Here is a 19,017-nt window from a genome sequence, read left to right on the forward strand (position 1 = left end):
ACGAAAGGAGATATTATACTTTTATGCTTCAGATTTCTCGCCCTGCTCGAAATGACAAAGCATAAAAGACCTGTCCTTACAGATTGGTTCTAGTTGCATAGTCAGCAGCTAAGCAGTATCATTTCCAGTCCTTGGGATGAGCGCCTATGCGAGTTTTTCCGGTGCCTGCTAAGGCATTGCGACGTCAGGAGCAAAGGGAAAGCTCCCAGCGCGATGCCAAAGGACGAGCCCTCGCGGGCTTGGAGCGAGCTAATGCTGAAGATGAAACTATAGGTAAGTATAACTGAGGAATACAAGCAGCTATATAGCAACAGGCATGAATTCATTTTCTACTTAAAACCTATAATCCAAATCACAAAAGGAGCGTACAAGCAACTTCAATAAGTGCAAATTCAAAAATTTGGAGTGAAGCTACTTTTACGTACAATTTTATACTTCTCTTTTCTGTTTGTTCCGTGGGTGGCACGCGCCCAAGCAGGCATGCCTTTTGGCGCCCGCGCAGCCGGTTTAGCCAATGCTTCTGTTACACATCCAGGGCTTTGGGCCTTGCAGAACAACGTAGCAGGTATAGCTTCATTAACAAAACCACAGGTTGGCGTTCAAACCAGCAACCAATTCGGTATCAGGGCATTTAATACAGTAGCGCTTCATTCGGTTTACCCCACCACAAGGTATGGCAACTATGGCATAAGTATAAGTAGCTTCGGCGATGACCTGTATAGTCAGCAACATATCGGCTTTGGCGCAGCACATAAGCTAGGGCAATTTAGTTTAGGTGCGAAAGCAGATGTATGGCAGGTAGCCGTGCAGGGTTACGGCAGCCGGAAAGCAGTAACATTATCTATCGGTGGCCAGGCCGAAATCATTCCGGATTTATACTTTGGCGTGCATGCTTTTAACCTGAACCAGGCAAAACTAAGTTCTTTTGAAGATGAGCGTTTACCTACCATTCTGAAAGCCGGATTAGCATACCGGCCTTACAAAAAGCTATTACTTGCTGCCGAAACTGAAAAGCAAATTGAGTTTGATGCTGATTTTAAAGCAGGGCTTGAATATATGCTATTAGAAAAGCTGCCGTTGCGCAGCGGTTTCAGTACACAAACAAACCAGCTTACATTTGGTACCGGCTTCACGGCAAGACAACTACAAATAGATTATGCTTTCAGCTCTGCCACCTTGCCAGGCAATAGCCACCATCTTTCATTGGTTTATACTTTCAGAACCCCGGAAAGATGATAAAGTGGCTGACGACAAGCTTTTTTATACTTTATACTTGCCTGCCAGCAGCGGCACAGGATTACCCACGCCAGCAGATAGATTTTGACTTGTTTGTGCAGGAGCTTTTTGCACAGCAGGAAGACGACAACATACCTTACGAAGATTTCTACGAAACCCTTTTCCAATACTACCAGCAACCCATCAACCTGAACAATACCACACCCGAAGAACTCGCATCGCTGTTTATACTTTCGCGGCCGCAGATCGCCTCATTTTTCAACCACATCCAGCAAAACGGCAAACTGCTCAGCATTTACGAACTGCAGGCTATTCCCGGCTTTGACCTGATCACGATCTATAAACTAGTGCATTTTGTGCAGGTACCCGATGCCGGCCTGCAAGCCGACCAACGGCCGCTGTGGCAACGTATGATCGGCGAAGACAACAATGCATTTATACTCAGGCACGAACGTACCTTGCAACAGCGCCGCGGCTACGCCCCTGTTGACACCGGCAGCCGGTCCAATACACGCTATCTTGGCTCCCCGGACAAACTATACATGCGTTTCCGGAGCAGCCACACACAGGATTATAGTTTTGGCATAACCACAGAAAAAGATGCCGGAGAAGCGTTTACCTGGAGCCCCTCAACGCAACGCTATGGATTTGACTTTTACTCAGCGCATTTCCAGCTTTACAAGAAAGGCCGGTTTAAAACCATAGCCATTGGCGATTACCAACTACAGATAGGACAGGGTTTGCTACTTTCATCAGGGTATAGCATAGGCAAAGGCAGCGAAACCATTACTACTGTCAGCAGGGCCAACCTGGGCATCAGGCCTTACAGCTCGGTACTGGAGTATGCGTTTTTCAGGGGCGCAGCTGCAACTTACAGGGTAGGAAGTATAGATTTAACGGGTTTTTACTCAACCAAAAAAGTAGACGCTAACATACAAACAGACACACTGCAGGAGGCTTCTGATTTTTTCAAGGGTTACCAAACATCAGGCTTCCACCGCACACCCACTGAACTCGCCAACAAAGATGCCGTGCAGGAGCAGATTTTCGGGGCTAATGCCAATTATCAATCAAGAAACAAAAGCTTTACGGCAGGTATAACCGCCCTTGGCACACACTATAATTCTCCTATTAAAAAGGCAGAGGAAGCTTACCAGCAGTTCGAATTTGAGGGCCAGCGCAACTATAACCTGGGCACTAACTATAGCTATACCTGGCAAAACTTCTACCTGTTTGGCGAAACCGCGCTTAGCAAAAGTGGCGGCGTAGGAAGTATAAACGGGCTGATTGCCAACCTATCGAATAAGTTGGAACTGGCCATGGTTTACCGCAACTACAGCCGCAATTTTCATACATTTTATGGAGGCGCTTTTTCGGAAGGTACACGCAATATAAATGAATCGGGTTGGTACACGGGCATTAAGCTGAAGCCTTTTGCCAAATGGGAGCTCACCGCTTACTATGACAGGTTCCGGTTTCCGTGGCTGCGCTACCAGGTTGATGCTCCCTCCTACGGCGACGAATACCTGGTCAGGTTATACTTTAAACCAAACCGGCAAAGCTCGCTTTACGCCCAGCTTCGTACCGAGCGAAAAGGCCGTAACCTCCCCGGAAATAACTCGGCCATGGATATAGTTGGCCAGGCAGAACGCCGCAATTATCTTTTATACTTTGATACCGCACCTACCAAAACGCTTAGCCTGAAATCCCGTGTACAGTTTAGCAGTTATAAGCACGAATCGCCTCAAAGTACAGGTTACCTTATTGCACAGGACATTAACCTGAATTTCGGCTATTTTCAGGTAAGCACGCGCTATGCTTTATTTGATACCGATGATTATGAGAACCGGCAATATGTGTATGAGCGGGATGTATTATATGCTTTTTCAGTGCCGGCACTTAGCGGAAAAGGAACGCGGTTCTATACTTTGTTACAGTTTAAACCACTGCGCCGGGTTGATGTCTGGGTCAAGTATGGCCTCACACATTTCCGGAACCAGGATACGATTGGGTCCGGGCTGGAAACCATAGAAGGCCCCAGAAGATCAGATTTAAAGGCACAGGTAAGGTATCAATTTTAGCGTAGGAAGTGATCTCTTATGCTTACAAGTGCTTCGGACGATCAGAATGAGAAACAGTAAATCAATCTATACTTTGCCTTGCAGTGGCGTGCAATCGGACCTTACGTGGGCGCTTAAAAGTTCTCCGTTGCGGCCCATTTCCAGGTGGCAGCACTCCATAAATTTTTGCTTTAATAGCTGGCGTCCGCGCTGTACTCTTGACTTGGCTCCTGAGTAAGAAATACCCAAGCGCTCTGCTACTTCTTTCTGGCTTATGCCTTCTATCTCGCTCAGTCGCAACGGCTCGGCATAGGATGGCGGTAGCAGTTGTAGCAGTGGCAGCACCAGCATTTCCACATCCTGCTGATTGGGTTCCTGTTTCAGGTCGGCTAACTCGCTTTCTTCTTCTATACTTATGCTTCTGCCCTGGCTTCTGAAATAATCATTTACAGCATTACGTGTTATTTGGTAAAGCCATGCGCTCATGTTCTGCACCTGCTGCAGCTGTTCGCAATTTTTGTAAAGTTTCAGGTAAAGTTGTTGCAGAATGTCATTAGCCTCATCTTTATCCTTTACACGCTTTAAGACAAAACCCTTTAGTTGCGCCTCATACTCCAGAAAAACCGGGGCCACACAGGCACAAGCAGCGTTACCATCAGGCGATTTTATAATTTCATCAGCAGCCATCAGCTATCAAAGTATAAATTGTATTGAGCTCGAAGTATAAATTTTTTCTAACAACCAGAGATTTCGGAGCTCTTTAGTTCAATAGTTAAGTTAACATAATTTTAAAGCAAAAACTGCAGCCACAAGTATAAATTTATACCTGTGGCTGCAGAAAAATGTGTTTTATTTTGTACTAAATGGCAGCAGTTTCTTCTTTTGGTTTTCGCGCATTGGCACCTTCGCCATACACAGTGGCTTCCCCGAAAGTATAAAAGGTTTCCCAATCCACTCCCTGCGGGTCTGTAATCCACGACTTCTCAGATTTGGCGTAGCAACAGGTGCATTTTCCTTCTTCCCGGATGGCGCCTTTTGCGTTTTTCATCTGCGCATAAACGCCCTGCAATTCTTCCTCGCTTTCTACCTGAATCCCCAGGTGCTCAATGCCGGCATTCTCAGGGTGCAGCGAAAGCGCGAAATTGATACGCGGATCTTCCAGCATCCATTTGGCATAATCTTCTTTCAGTACAGTAGGTTTGGCGGCGAATAGCGCGGTATAAAAAGCTACGGATTCTTCCAGGTTCTTTACTCTTACGTTTACGTGAAATCTTTTCATGGCTATGGCTTTTTAATTGTTTCTGATTACTTACAACCTGAAGACGCGGCCACTTTTAAAAAGACGCAGCCCCACGAAAAAATATTTCGTGAGGCTGCAAAAAATTTCATCTTAACTAAAGTTAAGCCTGCTTATGGTACATTCTTTACAAAAACCACCTGCTGGTTATCGGCTTTAATGATGTTGTTATAAAACTCAAGCAGCTTTGTATAGGAGGCCGGGGTATAGCGCCCGGAGCCCATTTCTATGGTGCGAATGTATTTTACTTTCTGGCCATCTACTTTAACTGTAGCTTTATACTTGCCAAACTCAGAGGTATAGCTCATTTCCTGTGGCTGATATTCGAGTGTGTAACCAGCAGGCAGTTCAAACTCTACCACATCCTCATCCACAAAAGCCATTTCGCGCACTACCTCGGTTTTGCGGTTTGCAATCGGGTGGGGCGTATAGGTCCATTTGTTCATCAGGTTCGGACTCAGAAACATGCGCTTTCCGCTGATGGTGGCACATTTACGCACGCTCAGTTCCAGCTTTTCGGTTACCAGAGGCACACTTTTTTTCTCCTGTGTAAGTGTAAAATTGTTTATATCGAACAAAGGCACCTTCACCTGCTGATACAGCCATTTGCGCTGCTCTTCCGGTTTCAGGTTATGTATAGCCTGATCGCGGCTTTCCTGCTGAAGACCGGTATAAACTGTTGTTACATTGGCAGTAGCATTACCGGCTTCGTCCAGCTTCACCAAAGCAGTTCTTTTCTGAACATTATCATTTGCGTTATAAGCAGGTGTTTTTACCAGTTTGCCTCCCTCCGGGGTAATCAGCAAGGCATGGCGGCTTCCGGTAAAACTACCAGCATAACCGGCGGCGGCATTCTGGCTCGTACACTCCAGCCAAATGGTATCTTTAGCAGTAGGCACGCTCAATATTACATGGTTAAACTGACTGCTCGGAAAATCAATGGCAATATCGGTTACATCATCGCCGGCCCTGATCAAAGCCTGGTAAGAATTCACACCTACCGCCTTCAGCATTGCCTGAGTATAGTTGGTAAGCGCTTTGCAATCGCCGTAGCCTTTGCTGTCTACAAAAGATGCCTCGAAGGGCTGCCAGCCACCAATACCTAACTGAATGGAAACATAGCGCGTGTTTGCCTGCAGGAAATCATATATTTTGCTGATCTTCTCTTCCGGGGTTTTAGCGTTAGCTACCATGGCCTGCAGTTTCTGTTTGGTCGCTTCCGGTAGCACATCGCGGCCGCTGTTGAGTTTGTTTATCCACTGCCCGTAGCTTTTCCAGCTTTCCATATTTCCCTGGTACCCTTCCACCTCAAACGTAACCGGCGCTGTACGAACTTCCGGCACCAACTCGGCAAACGATGGCCCATACGGTTCCATATCTATCGGGGCCAGTTTTTCTACCTGCCAGGTATATACTTCATGCGTTGGAGTTACTGCTTTGGTCGCTTTAACAGGCAAGTTTGTTTCGCGGTAACGCAAAGGCATTCCAATCGGCATAAGCACCTGGAAATAAGCTTTTTCCACAGCCAGCTTGTCTTCATCCAAAGGGCGCCATAAAGGGTAAAGCATCATGTTGCGGGAAGTGGTCTGGTACTCAAACTCTACCGTGTAAGGATAAATAGAGTAGGTCATGTTCGCTATTTTTACCCGGTTATCTTCAAACAATGAGATGTTGGATACAGCACTTACATCTACTATATCACTGCTTTTCAAACTCTTTATTTTCTTACCGCTTTTATCGAAAGAAGTAGCCTTTATGTAATCTACCTTGCTCAGCTTATCATAAGGCACATACAGTTTGGCGCGGTGCATGCCGTTATCGTTAAGTATAGTTATGGAGGTTTTTACCTTGGTTGTGCCGCTGCCTATAGAGTTTACAGTAAATACTGTCTCTTCGGAGTTAATAATAATATGGGCACCTTTGGTAAAATCTTCCGGTATGGCACTATGCTTTTCGGCTCTGGCAGGCAATGCTGAAAACCCGATCAGGAAGTATAGGAATGTATAAAAATACCGCATGGGATCTTTGTATCGGTTTAAAGTATAAGATGTGTTAACCTGAAGTATAAAAGCACCTTATAGTTCAGAAGCTGAGTTATAAGGTGCCTTATTATTTTAGATAAAGTGTAGCCGATTTATACTTCGCTATTATTTGCCAGCTATCTTTTTCAGCACGATCTGCTCCGCGTGCTTGGCAACTATCTGGTTGTAAAACTCCTTCAGGTCAGCATATTCAGGAGCATAAAACATCGGCTTGTTAATGCTTATTTTGCTCATTACCTGTATTGTATTGCCATCTTTCTGCACCATATACGTGAAGCGTCCTCCATTTTCCGGCAGTGCCATAACTACGCTTTTAGGCGCTTCTTCCATTTCATACCCATCAGGCACAATAAATCTACCTACATAGGTCTCATCTATAGGTGCTCCGAAATCTACCGGATAAACGCGCTCTTCCAGTTTAAACGGATTTTCTTTTTCGCCGCGGCCCAGCATAGGGTTTAAGTATAAAACCGAATTCTGCTGGCCGTTGCCGGTTGCCGTAATATCGTATGTAATGTTCAGGGGTGCATCAATTTCGTGCAGGTTCTGGATGGCTGGCTTACCTACTTTAAAATCGCCTACTTCCTTGGCCAGTTTTTCGGCATATTTATCTTCTCCTTCTTCCAGGATTCTTCGGCGCAAGCTAAGTGCCTCGTAACCGCCCGCTGATTCCATGCCGCTGCCAGTCATATCGCCGTTGCTATTGATGGTCATGTTGCTGCTGAATACTTTCCTGAAGGGAGATGTACTTGTTAAGGCAACCCAACGCTGATCGTTTTTCTTGATCAGGCGGCCCTCGCCGTTCAGGCAGCGTACCGGAATAGAACCTGCTGGCAACAGAGGATCTGTAGCATCAAGCAGGTATTCATTTTCACCTATACGCACATGCGAAATCACATAGTTAAACTTTGAAAGCATAGGTGAGCCCTTGTGCACGCGGCCGTGGCTACGTGTACTTACCAGAACAGGTGCGGCATCAAGGCCTGCCTCCAGCAACATAGAAGTCATAAGCAGGTTGATTTCGGCTGCGTTGCCGGTTTTGGAATCGTATACTTTCCGGATCGGGGTTATAGCGTAAATACTGTTTTTACCATCCCACTTCACCGTCTTTTTAACCAGCCCATGTATGGCGGCCATCTGCTCCTCAGGCGTTTTATACTTTGCTACAATAGCGGCTACTTCATTTTTAAAGAAGCTATTCCTGTTCAGCTGGGTACCAAATTTTTCAGATTGCAACAGGTCACGTGTTACATCTTCCCAGTTACCGGTCATAACCTTGGGTGCTTGGCCGGGGTATTTAACCAGTTGTAGTTCAAATTCCAGTTTTGCCTGGTAATCGCTAAGTGTTGTAATGTATTTTTCCTCGCGCAGGGCAGGTACATCCTTCATAATCCAGATGTAGGCATCGCTGCGTGTATCTACCTGGTTAGTGCCGCCTGGCTGTCGTGTCATATTAAACCCTGCGCCAGTAGTTTCACCGCTGTAGCTTACATTAAACTTATCCTGGGATGCTTGCTTTTCGGAAGTATGAAATGGCAGGTAGCCCTGTTGCAAAAGTTTATAGTTAAAATACTCCGGTATGCGGGCATGGTATTCGCTCCAGGCTACTGGTATGGTAGTCTGGAATTCCCACTCGCGCATATTGTACAGGAAATCAGAATAAATAATGTAAGAATACTCTATCACAGAACCTTCTTTTACGTTAGGCATCGTAAACTTTTTCTGCGACCAGTTTTCGTTCATTTGCTCATCAAAAACGGCTTTAGTTTCAAGCTTTTCTTTCACTTGTTTACCATCAACCAAGTTATAGGTATAGCCTTTAATATTAGCTACCTTTTCTTTTCTGGAGTTCTGCTGGTAATAAGGCACTTCTATATCGGCCCACTCATAGCCGGATTTCTTAAGAATTTTAACACGTGTTTGCCGTTCGAACACTAGCTGAAATCCGGTGCTGCTTGAGTAAATAAAATGCGTATTGCCGTAGTCTGAAAGTATAACAGCAGCTGCTGTGGTGTCTTTATCATATACTTTCATGGTGAGCTCGGCATCTTCTATTTTGCCGAATTTTGGAACCTGTGCCAGCACATTTGTACTGATGCCGCTAAGTATAAAAAAGAGTAAACAATAAAAAGTAGAAGTACTTGATTTCATAAGCATGTTTTTGGCTAAAAGTAGAAAAAAGGCTTTTGTCTGTAAAAAGAACCAGCTGGCAGAATATCTTAACAGCAAGGCCAACCAGACGTAAATTGGATATAGCGGCTTAAGTAGAATTTTCATAAAAAAACTACAAATCTGCTATATTTCAAAATCTTGGTAACATAACTTTATTCAATTTATTCCGGATTAACTTAAATTCTTATTTTTAACCCACTTTAACTACCTACTATGAAAAAGCTCCTGCTACTATACTTTATACTACCATGGTGCCTTATGTTACAAGCCGCCCCAAACAGTGCACAAACTTCAGGAGCACGTATAAGAGAAAGAATGGTTGATGCTTTTGGCGGACAGCGTGCTATAGATAAGATCAAGTACCTGCAATACTCTATTTTAAAAACCAGTTATCGGGAAGATACCGTTATTACTACCCGCACAGATTATAAACTTGACCTGAAACAGCACTCTGCCACCGCCACTACCAATAGCAATAATGAAACTATAATTAAAAAGATTGGGCCCGACGGGGCATGGCTTATACAGAATGGCCAGAAGCAGCAATTGCCTGATAAAGACAAACAAGAGTTGGAGGCAATATTCTTTAACAACTTCTTATTGATGCTGCAAAACAAGAAACTTCGTTTTGAGCATGTTATGGAGTCGAGTTATAAAGGGCGCGATGCGGACGTGGTGCGTGTAACCAGCCCTGAAAACCCTGAACATACCCTGGATCTTTTTGTGGCGAAAGATAACGGGCAAGTTCTAACTTCTTCAAAAGCGCAACCGGGCAACGCCTTAAACTACCCTTATTATGCCGATGAACTGGAGTATAAACCGATAAACAGGAAAATCAACTTCCCGATGGTGTACCAGGTTTTTGCAAATGGCAATATGGTTACCGAAGGGCGTTTCGTAAATATGAAACTAAAGGATTAGCGTAAAGAGACAGGCCCAGGGAGTGCGTGCGGACCTGCCTCTTTACTTTATACTATAGGAAGGATGAAAAATTATTACTGTTTTGCCAAAATTGGCGGCATGATTCACGTTGCTCTTCTATAAATTCTGGTTTTCTCTTCAGCTCTTTCCAGTCGCCATAGCCAAGGCGCTCACATAGTCTGAAAAAGCTATCGCCTTGATTGTTGTTTCCTTTTGTGCGCACAAGGGCGCTTAATAATGGCCGGCCGGCAGCATGCTCTTGCTCAGATATCTCGGAAATAACCTCTGCCAATTGTAATTTCTCATGCGGGTTATCCAGGTTTAAGCCCAGGTCGGCTTCATAGATCAGGTTCTGGAAGGTCATCAGGTGTGCTCTGCCCCGGGCCACTTGAATCAGTTTTTTTCGGATGCGGACATTCATAGTGCAAAAAGCTTTAGGAGAAACAGCTGCTTAAACATTGCCTTAATGGCCATAGCTTACTAACTGCTGCATTACAACCAAAATCATATATATGTTTATATACTTATTTAGGCAGTAAAAAGTTGCAACACAGTGCAATTTTTCAGTAAGTCGTTTTAGATCAGGCTGTTTAATATATGTAGTACGTAATTTTTATAACAAAGGATGTACTTTCTTTTCAGATAAGTATTTCCAGTACCGTTTGGGCATGTGTCGCAGGTGCAGTTTTGGGTTTTTGCGTTCTGGTATATTCACGTGCTTAAAGTATACCTGCCACAGTTGCTGATACAAATCTTCTTCATAATGCCGTGCCGACTCAGGCAGTTTTCCCTTTTGCCTGCCAGCCTGCGCAGCAGACAGATGCATTAGAGAGGTTGAGGCAAGATCATAATAAGCACCATAGCTGCGCTTTATATCGTATATGGCCCAGCGCTGGTCGGCGTAGCGCTTTTCGAAATGCTGTATGATAAGGGGCAATACATTAAAATCCGGCGAGATGGTTGCGTAGAATAAGTCATCGGCTGTTTTCTCGAAACGTACAAAAGCCTCCATCCTGTGTTTCTCGCGGTGCACTTGCTTGGCAATTTGCTGTATTTGCAATACAGAAGCCGCTGTATAATTACCCTCTATACTGTCATTGCTGCTAAATGTAAGACGAGCGTAATCAAAGATCAGCATTTCGAAGCCCGGTTGCTCCCAAAGGTAAGTATGGTATAAAGCCTGTAGGGCACTTACCGAAAGCTTTTTTTGCAAGCCCTGCCATACCCTGGCCGCTTTTAAATCATCTGTAACTACTGCTACATTTTCACCAAACATAACAGGCTGCGCTATACTTTCCTGCACAATGGAGGTAGGCCAGGCTTTGCGCTCGTAAGCTTCAAAAACCACGCTTAGCAATCCTTCAAAAGTGCCGTCGTAGGTATAGTGGTGCATGCTTTTATACTTTGCTAAGCGTTGCCGTTCTTCGCTTTGTCGTGCTTTTGCTCTGCCTGCATTCTTGTCGAAAGGCTTTTTAACTGGGGCACCAGCATGTTCAGTTTGCAATGGATAGATACATGGGCAACTTTCTGATTCTTTCTCATGATTACTTTCTTGATAGTTTTAACGGGCGCTTGAGTTGATTTTATAGTTGAGGCATTCTTTTTTGTAGAGGCCATAATGTATACTTTAAGATTTAGCCAACCTGCCTGAACAGGTCTAACTGCTGCGTTAGCAATGCGCTCCTGACAGAGCGGTCGCCAAATAAAATTTTCTGACGTATCAGCTGCGATTCAAAGTCCTGGCGTTGCAGGCTTTTGGCCTGGCAGGTTATAAAATATTTAGCCCGCTTTAACACCACACCCATCTGGCGCAGATGTTCAAAGTTTAGTGGGGCGAATCTGCGTGCTGATACAATCTTCTTAGCCGACTTCACTCCTATTCCTGGCACTCGCAAAATCATTTCGTAATCGGCTGTGTTCATCTCCACTGGAAAACCATGGCGGTTTCGCAATGCCCACGATAGTTTAGGATCAATCTCCAGGTCCAGGTTCGGGTGCTGATCATCAACAATTTCTTTCACATCAAACCCATAAAAACGCATCAGCCAATCGGCCTGGTAAATGCGGTTTTCTCTAATAATGGGTGGCTCTGTAAGTATGGGTAAGCGGTTATCTGAACTTACGGGCACGTAACCGGAGTAGTACACGCGCTTCAGGCTATAGCTTTTGTAAAGGTTATCAGATAGCTGTAAAATCTGTTGATCATTCTCGGCAGAAGCGCCTACAATAAGCTGTGTGCTCTGGCCGGCAGGTGCAAATATTGGAGCCGATTTAAAAATCTTACGTTCTTCCTTTGCCTGCACCAACTGTTCTTTGATATTGCCCATCGGCACCAGTATTTCGCTATAGTTCTTTTCGGGGGCAAGCTGCTGCAGGCTCTGTTCTGATGGCAACTCTATGTTCACACTCAGGCGGTCGGCATACAGGCCGGCTTCCTTTATCAGTTCTTCGCTGGCACCCGGTATGGTTTTAAGATGAATGTAACCGTTAAACTTATGCTCTTGGCGCAGCTTTTTGGCTACCCTTACCAGGCGCTCCATGGTATAATCGGCATCCTTAAAAATGCCGGAGCTCAGAAACAGCCCTTCTATATAGTTGCGGCGGTAAAAGTTTATAGTCAGATCCACCACTTCCTGCACCGTAAAAGCTGCCCTTTTTATATCATTGCTTTTGCGGGTAATGCAGTAGGCACAATCGTAAATGCAAAAATTGGTAAGCAGTATTTTCAGCAACGATACGCAACGGCCATCTTCGGTATAACTATGGCAAATACCCATACCTTCGGCATTGCCCAGTCCTTTATTTTCATTTTTGCGTTTTCCTCCGCTTGATGAGCAGGAAACATCATACTTGGCAGCATCTGCTAATATTGTTAGTTTTTCTGTTATCCTCTCGTTCATCTATCCTTATACTTGCTGTTAAACGTTTTAAAATTAACTAACCTTACTAACAAAAGCCACTATATTTAGCATTTACTTTTACACAATCTTATCAACATGCTGTGTAAAACTAATTTTATTAGCATTCAGTTTTATTAAAATCGTGTGTTCATTCAAGGCCAAAAGCTGCTTCTTATCATTTAAAAACAGAAACCGTTATATTAGGAGGTTCAAACCAAGCCGAATCAGTATCCGGTAAAATCATGCCTCTTCTGCACCTGCTTTTTCGCATTAAAATGCTGCCTTGCCTGCTTGGCCTGTTATTGCTTTGCGTTGTTTGCCAGGCACAGGTTAAACCTAAAACAGACACTACCCGCACCGATACTACTTACCAGAAATTTGATGAGCGCATCATGAAAAATCTGCGCCAGATGTCGGAGCGCAAAACCATAATGGGCAAGCTGCTGAAATCTATACTTGTATTTGACCGGGTGGAGGAAGAAGTTACAGGGCTTGATGCAGAGCTGATTGAGCAGGAGTATGAAAAACACAACTATAAAATAGTTCGCCGCATTGATATCCGGACGCTGGATGCTTTTGGCTACTCTATAAATGACACCTCGCGCGTACCCCGCAATGCGCTGGAAAAAGCTGCGAACTCGGTACATATAAAAACAGGGCGCGGGCTAATCCGGAACAAGTTACTGTTTAAGAAAAACGAGCCGCTTGAGCCGCTGGCGCTCGTAGAATCTGAGCGTTTGCTGCGCCAGACCGAATACTTGCTGGATGCCCGCATTGTGGTAAACGAACTGACATCTACCAACGACAGTGTGGATGTTTTTGTAGTTACGAAAGACGTTTTCAGTATAGGTGGTTCGGGTTCTTACTCCCCATCTTCGGGCTCAGGCCGCATTTCGCTGCGCGACCTTAACTTTCTGGGGCAGGGCCACCAGGTACGCACCACTTACCGCTTCAACATGGACCGGCCCCGTCCATGGGAGCTGGCCGGCTACTATACCGTGGAAAACATTGGCAAAACATACGTTTCGGCTGATATAAATTATGTTGACCAAAATTACTACAAAGAGAAAAGCGCTTACCTGCGCCGTGATTTCTTCTCTACAAATACAAAGTATGCGGGCGCTGTAGGTATGGCCTCGATAGAAGAACTTATACTTATACCCTCTACCCCGCAAGATACCATAGCGCATTATGAGCAGCTTGGCTACCTGAAGCGCGATATGTGGATTGGCCGCTCCTTTAAATTTAAAACCTATAACCTGGGTTATGAGCCACGCAGCCGTCTTATAGTAGGCCTGCGCCTTACCGATACCGATTATTCCAAAATACCGACGACTAATTTCCAGGACAATACCGTGCTGTTGGGCAGTGTGGGTTACAGTTTGCGCCGTTACTATAAAGACAGGTTCCTGTATGGTTTTGGTAGAACAGAAGATATTCCGGCAGGCACATTATTTATGTTTACGGCAGGGTATGAGAAAGGCGTAGTAGCCAGCCGGCGTTACTTTGGTGTAGAATCCTCATTTGCAAAGTATAGCACGGGCAAAGGTTATTTTTACGGCCGGGCTGCGTATGGTTCTTTCATCAGAGATGATAATTGGGAACAAGGCGTACTAGATCTGGAAACTTTATACTTTACCCGCCTTTACGAGAACGGCAACTGGAAGCTTCGCCAGTTTATTATTGGCCGTGGCACATTTGGCATTAACCGCAACCCGGAAGATCTTATAAATATTAACAACGAAAACGGCTTGCGCGGTTTTCGGTCGGATATGCTGCGCGGGAGCCGGCGTGTGGTCTTAAACTACGAAGCCAACCTTTATACCCCGCTTTCATTGCTGGGCTTCAGGCTGGCAGCATTGGCTTTTGCAGATGTGGCCTGGCTTTCCAGTGGCAACACCAGCTCTCCTTTTAAAGAAAAACCTTTCCAAGGTTATGGCATTGGCTTCCGGTTTCGTAACGAGTATCTGTCTTTCAGCACCATACAGGTATTGTTTGCTTACTACCCCAAACTACCAGACACCGGTAACTACCGCGACTATAAGATCTACGAATCCTCCCGCCCTTACTACGACTTTGCCGATTTCCGCTTCCGCCAGCCCGGCACGGTTAGTTTCAGGTAAGTATAAAGTATAAAAGCCATACAAAGCCTCCAGCTTTTATACTTTACACAGAAAATATAGGTAATCCTTACTATTCGCTGTTTACACTTTTACCACACACTCGTTTTTTATAGATTTGTAAGACAGGCAACAGCAAAATTAAATACGGCACACCATGGTAGATCTTGGCAATTACAACGAACTGGAAATAGCACGCGAAGTAGACTTTGGCGTTTACCTTACTTCTGAAGATGGCGACATCCTGCTTCCAAGCAAGTATGTACCCGAAGGTGCGAAGGTAGGTGATAAAATACGCGTGTTTGTTTACCGCGATTCTGAAGACCGTGTAATTGCTACTAACCTGAAGCCTTACGCAACTGTGCGCGAGTTTGCCTGCCTTTATTGCAAAGATGTGGCTCCTTTTGGCGCTTTTCTGGACTGGGGCCTGGAGAAAGACCTTTTTGTACCACTGCAAAACCAGAAAGAGAAAATGCGCGCCGGCCAGACCTACTGTGTATATTTATACTTAGACGAAACCACCGACCGCGTTGTAGCCACTACCAAACTGGGCAAATACCTGCACAACGAAGACATTAAGCTTACCGAAAATCAGGAAGTACAACTACTGGTAATTGGTTTTACCGAGATTGGTATTAAAGTGATTATTGATAGCGAGTACATTGGCATACTTTACAAAAACGAAGTATTCCAGGATGTACGCCTCGGCGATAAACTTACCGGCTATATCAAGAACATCCGCCCGGATAATAAAATAGATGTAACGCTGCGAAAGCCGGGCGTAACCGGGCAGGTTGAGGTAGAAAGCGCCTCTGATAAAATTCTGGCGCAACTACAGAAAAACAAAGGCTGGCTGCCGCTTTCTGATAACAGCAGCCCCGAAGAAATTTACCTTGCCCTGAGCATGAGTAAAAAAGTGTTTAAAAAAGCCATCGGCACGCTTTACAAAGCCGGCCAGATCAGGATAGAGGAAGACAGCATCAGGCTAAACACCGATAGCAGCAAATAGCTTTCAGGCACTTTACTTCAGCAGTTTATACTTTCATTAACCATAAAGTCGCCGGTTTCTCACCTTAACGGCAGCAATTATGTTACGCACACCTCTACTTTTAGCCTTTTTAGTTTCTTCGCTAACCGCTATTGCCGGCCCGGGCAATACAGCGGCCAGCATACAGAAAACCACCAGCGCACACCGCACCACAGTAGCACCTGTTATTGACGGAAAACTGGAGCCTGAAGTATGGCAACAGGTAACTCCGGCTACAGATTTCATTACCTTCGACCCAGCTAACGGCAAGCCCTCTGCTCAGAAAACAGAAGTATACACGCTTTATGATAACGATGCTGTATACATTGGCGCCATACTTTACGATACCGCCCCCGACTCGGTACTTACTCAGCTTGGCTACCGCGACTCAGGCGAGAATAACTCCGATATGTTTGGAGTATACTTTGATACTTACAACGATAAGCAGAATGCCTTCTCATTTCTGGTTTCGGCTGCCGGGGTGCAAACAGACATTAAACTATCGCAGGGGCGGCAGGATGGCAGCTGGGATGCCGTATGGGCAAGCCGCGTGCAACTCCACGATAAAGGCTGGACCGTAGAAATGCGGATACCGTATTCTGCCATCCGTTTCCCGAAAACAGAGGTACAGACCTGGGGCCTTAACTTTATGCGTATCGTGCGCCGTACCCGCGAAAAATCGTACTGGAACCATGTAAACAATTCTGTAGATGGCTTTGTAAATCAGTCGGGCCGATTAATTGGCGTGCAAGGTGTAGAGTCGCCGGTTAGGTTACAGTTTGTACCTTATGTATCTGGCAGCGTTAACCATTACCCAAGCAACATCGAAGGCAAAAGCAACTATAGCCGAAGTATAAACGGCGGCATGGATGTAAAGTATGGCATTAACGACGCCTTCACCCTGGACATGACCTTGGTTCCTGATTTCGGCCAGACACAATCTGATAACCAGATCCTTAACCTGTCGCCGTTTGAAGTAAAGTATAACGAAAACCGCCAGTTTTTTATAGAAGGCACGGAGCTGTTTAATAAGGCAGGCCTGTTTTACCCGCGGCGCATTGGCGGCACACCTATAAAGTATGGCGCTGCATCGGCACAGCTACAGGAAGGCGAACAGCTAACAGAAAACCCAACCGTAACCAGCCTGGTAAACGCAACCAAAGTATCGGGCAGAACCAAGAAAGGCCTGGGTATAGGTTTGTTTAATGCGCTTACACGAAACACCCACGCCGTAGCCGAAGATGCCGAAGGCAACCAACGCAACATCCTCACAGACCCGATGACAAACTATAACGTGTTTGTGCTGGACCAGACATTAAAAAATAACTCCTACATAACGTTTACTAATACCAATGTTACCCGCGGCAGCAATTTTTACGATGCCAACGTGAGTGGTGTGAATGTGCGCTTTGCGGATAAAAGCAATACTTATGCTGTGCGGGCAAGCGGTGTACTTAGCCAGCTTTTTAACAAGTATACCAACAGCGAGGGCAAATTAGAGCCCCTTACTTTGGGCCATAAGTATGATGCTACCATAGCCAAGGTAAGTGGTAATTTCCTTTATAGTTTAAGCCACAACGTTGAGTCGGATACTTATGAAATAAACGACCTGGGTTACCTGCAGAACAATAACGAAATGAGCACTTCGGCGCAGGTAAACTATAACTTCTACCAACCTATCTGGAAGTTCCTGAGCTGGGGTAACCGCCTGAGCTTTAACCATAGTATGTTATATGCTCCGCGCCAGTTTTCGAGCTACAGCTTTGGAGGCGGCACGAATGTGCGCTTCCGTAATTTTGTGGGTGCCTGGTTTAACTGGGGTGTCCGCCCGGAAGATGCCCGCGACTATTTTGAGGCTCGCGCATTTCCGAAGGTAGTGTTACGACCACCCGCAGCAGATGCCAACATTGGTATTTCTTCTGATTACCGTAAGCGCGTTGCCCTCGATGCCTCTACAGGTTTGTGGTACTCAGGCAAGTATAACCAAACCAGCGTATGGTGGACTTTAAGCCCGCGCCTACGCGTGAACGATAAATTGATGCTCATCAACAGCAACGATTTCAAGATTGAAGATCACAACATTGGTTATTTCGGAAGCTCTACCGTATTAGGCGACCGTAACATTAAAACGCTTACAACTACTGTATCAGGGGCTTATATCTTTAACGAGAATACTGGCCTTTCGCTGAACATGCGCCACTACTGGTCTAGGGTTGCTTACAATGCTTACTATTCGCTGCTGGATGATGGGCACATCACTCCGCTGGCTACAGAACAATCTCTGGCAGATGATATCAATTTTAACCAGTTTAATATAGACCTTACGTACTCCTGGCGCTTTGCTCCGGGCAGCGAGCTACGCTTAATGTGGAAGAATGCCATTCAGGAAAAAACTAATACCATCCGTAGTAGTTACCCTGATAATTTCTCTTCTACCATACAAGCCCCGCAAAGCAACAATATTTCAGTAAAATTATTATACTTTATAGACTATATAGCAATTAAACGCGTACTTTCAGCATAAACCAAAATCGTTTATGCACAGAACCCGAAACGCACTAATTGCCGGTGCCAGCGGCCTTGTAGGCGGTCATTGCCTGCAGTTACTTCTTAATAGTGAAAGGTATAGCCAGGTTATTTCTATTGGCCGACGCGACCTGCCAGTTATTCACCCGAAACTGGACCAGCGCGTGATCGATTTCGATAACATGGAGCGCTACGCTACAGAGCTGGCAGCCGATGATGTATACTGCTGCCTGGGTACCACTATAAAAAAAGCGGGTTCTAAAGATGCCTTCTATAAAGTTGACCATACTTACGTTACCAAACTGGCGGAAATAACGCTACAAAAGCAAGCATCTCAGTTTCTGGTTGTTTCTGCCATGGGCGCTGATGCCGGCTCCATGATCTTTTATAACCAGGTTAAGGGTAAGATGGAAGAGCATGTAATGGAGCTTGGTTTCGAAACAGTGCACATTTTCAGGCCATCCCTGTTACTGGGCGAGCGAGAGGAGCACCGGGCCGGCGAGGAGTTTGCCGCAAAAATTATGAAGCCCTTGCAGGGCCTGATGGTTGGCCCCTTACGCAAGTATAAACCAGTTCAGGCCGAAACAGTAGCCAAAGCCATGCTGTATGCTGCTTCTCTGAACCAAACCGGCAACCACATCCACCCTTCCGACGAGATTCAGAAAATGGGCCGTAAACTATAATTTTATACTTCGCGTAAGTGCCAGGGCATCCAG

General features: G+C 45.4%; 16 protein-coding genes. 8 read left to right on the forward strand and 8 right to left on the reverse strand.

Annotated features, from left to right (window positions below):
• Window positions 1-146 precede the first annotated feature (146 nt).
• The 3 genes from LWP20_RS09060 to LWP20_RS09070 all read left to right on the forward strand — a co-directional run bounded on the left by LWP20_RS09060 (window position 147) and on the right by LWP20_RS09070 (window position 3,317).
• Window positions 147-287, forward strand: coding sequence for a hypothetical protein (locus LWP20_RS09060; protein WP_242927803.1), 141 nt, complete (start codon window positions 147-149; stop codon window positions 285-287).
• Window positions 288-405: 118 nt separating this feature from the next.
• Window positions 406-1,236, forward strand: coding sequence for a PorV/PorQ family protein (locus LWP20_RS09065; RefSeq protein WP_242927804.1), 831 nt, complete (start codon window positions 406-408; stop codon window positions 1,234-1,236).
• Window positions 1,233-3,317: a ComEA family DNA-binding protein gene (locus LWP20_RS09070; RefSeq protein WP_242927805.1), complete on the forward strand. Its 2,085-nt coding sequence runs from the start codon at window positions 1,233-1,235 to the stop codon at window positions 3,315-3,317. The genes LWP20_RS09065 and LWP20_RS09070 overlap by 4 nt, the downstream gene beginning before the upstream one ends.
• A gap of 66 nt (window positions 3,318-3,383) precedes the next feature.
• On the opposite strand, the gene sigZ is transcribed toward LWP20_RS09070, so the two are convergent.
• From sigZ to LWP20_RS09090, 4 genes are all read right to left on the reverse strand, one after another.
• The gene (sigZ, locus tag LWP20_RS09075) at window positions 3,384-3,983 is read right to left on the reverse strand and encodes an RNA polymerase sigma factor SigZ (protein ID WP_242927806.1); all 600 of its coding nucleotides are present in this window, start codon (window positions 3,981-3,983) and stop codon (window positions 3,384-3,386) included.
• Between the two features lie 172 nt (window positions 3,984-4,155).
• A complete protein-coding gene (locus LWP20_RS09080; RefSeq protein ID WP_242927807.1) occupies window positions 4,156-4,575 on the reverse strand; it encodes an ArsI/CadI family heavy metal resistance metalloenzyme in 420 nt (139 codons plus the stop codon).
• 131 nt (window positions 4,576-4,706) lie between these two features.
• Window positions 4,707-6,611, reverse strand: coding sequence for a DUF3857 domain-containing protein (locus LWP20_RS09085; protein ID WP_242927808.1), 1,905 nt, complete (start codon window positions 6,609-6,611; stop codon window positions 4,707-4,709).
• Window positions 6,612-6,740: 129 nt separating this feature from the next.
• On the reverse strand, window positions 6,741-8,786 hold the full coding sequence (locus tag LWP20_RS09090; RefSeq protein ID WP_242927809.1) for a DUF3858 domain-containing protein: 2,046 nt from the start codon (window positions 8,784-8,786) through the stop codon (window positions 6,741-6,743).
• Between the two features lie 234 nt (window positions 8,787-9,020).
• Between LWP20_RS09090 and LWP20_RS09095 the strand changes: the two genes are divergently transcribed.
• Window positions 9,021-9,728 carry a hypothetical protein gene (locus tag LWP20_RS09095; RefSeq protein WP_242927810.1) on the forward strand — a complete coding sequence of 236 codons (708 nt, stop codon included), beginning with the start codon at window positions 9,021-9,023 and terminating at the stop codon, window positions 9,726-9,728.
• A 52-nt stretch (window positions 9,729-9,780) separates the two neighbouring features.
• Here the strand turns inward: LWP20_RS09095 and LWP20_RS09100 are convergent, their stop codons facing one another.
• From LWP20_RS09100 to LWP20_RS09115, 4 genes are all read right to left on the reverse strand, one after another.
• Window positions 9,781-10,149: a hypothetical protein gene (locus LWP20_RS09100; RefSeq protein WP_242927811.1), complete on the reverse strand. Its 369-nt coding sequence runs from the start codon at window positions 10,147-10,149 to the stop codon at window positions 9,781-9,783.
• 192 nt (window positions 10,150-10,341) lie between these two features.
• On the reverse strand, window positions 10,342-11,121 hold the full coding sequence (locus LWP20_RS09105; protein ID WP_242927812.1) for a TIGR03915 family putative DNA repair protein: 780 nt from the start codon (window positions 11,119-11,121) through the stop codon (window positions 10,342-10,344).
• A 14-nt stretch (window positions 11,122-11,135) separates the two neighbouring features.
• Window positions 11,136-11,345, reverse strand: coding sequence for a hypothetical protein (locus tag LWP20_RS09110; RefSeq protein ID WP_242927813.1), 210 nt, complete (start codon window positions 11,343-11,345; stop codon window positions 11,136-11,138).
• Between the two features lie 17 nt (window positions 11,346-11,362).
• Window positions 11,363-12,628, reverse strand: coding sequence for a putative DNA modification/repair radical SAM protein (locus LWP20_RS09115; protein WP_242927814.1), 1,266 nt, complete (start codon window positions 12,626-12,628; stop codon window positions 11,363-11,365).
• Window positions 12,629-12,870: 242 nt separating this feature from the next.
• Here LWP20_RS09115 and LWP20_RS09120 point away from each other — a divergent pair, with 242 nt between their 5' ends.
• The 4 genes from LWP20_RS09120 (at window position 12,871) to LWP20_RS09135 (ending at window position 18,984) form a co-directional block, all read left to right on the forward strand.
• Window positions 12,871-14,751, forward strand: a complete 1,881-nt coding sequence (locus tag LWP20_RS09120; RefSeq protein WP_242927815.1) for a BamA/TamA family outer membrane protein — start codon at window positions 12,871-12,873, stop codon at window positions 14,749-14,751.
• 154 nt (window positions 14,752-14,905) lie between these two features.
• A complete protein-coding gene (locus LWP20_RS09125) occupies window positions 14,906-15,757 on the forward strand; it encodes a CvfB family protein (protein WP_242927816.1) in 852 nt (283 codons plus the stop codon).
• Between the two features lie 79 nt (window positions 15,758-15,836).
• Window positions 15,837-18,299, forward strand: a complete 2,463-nt coding sequence (locus tag LWP20_RS09130) for a DUF5916 domain-containing protein (protein WP_242927817.1) — start codon at window positions 15,837-15,839, stop codon at window positions 18,297-18,299.
• A gap of 13 nt (window positions 18,300-18,312) precedes the next feature.
• Window positions 18,313-18,984, forward strand: a complete 672-nt coding sequence (locus LWP20_RS09135) for an oxidoreductase (RefSeq protein ID WP_242927818.1) — start codon at window positions 18,313-18,315, stop codon at window positions 18,982-18,984.
• The last annotated feature ends 33 nt before the right edge of the window (window positions 18,985-19,017 follow it).

The organism is Pontibacter vulgaris (assembly GCF_022758145.1).
Lineage (GTDB): Bacteria > Bacteroidota > Bacteroidia > Cytophagales > Hymenobacteraceae > Pontibacter > Pontibacter vulgaris.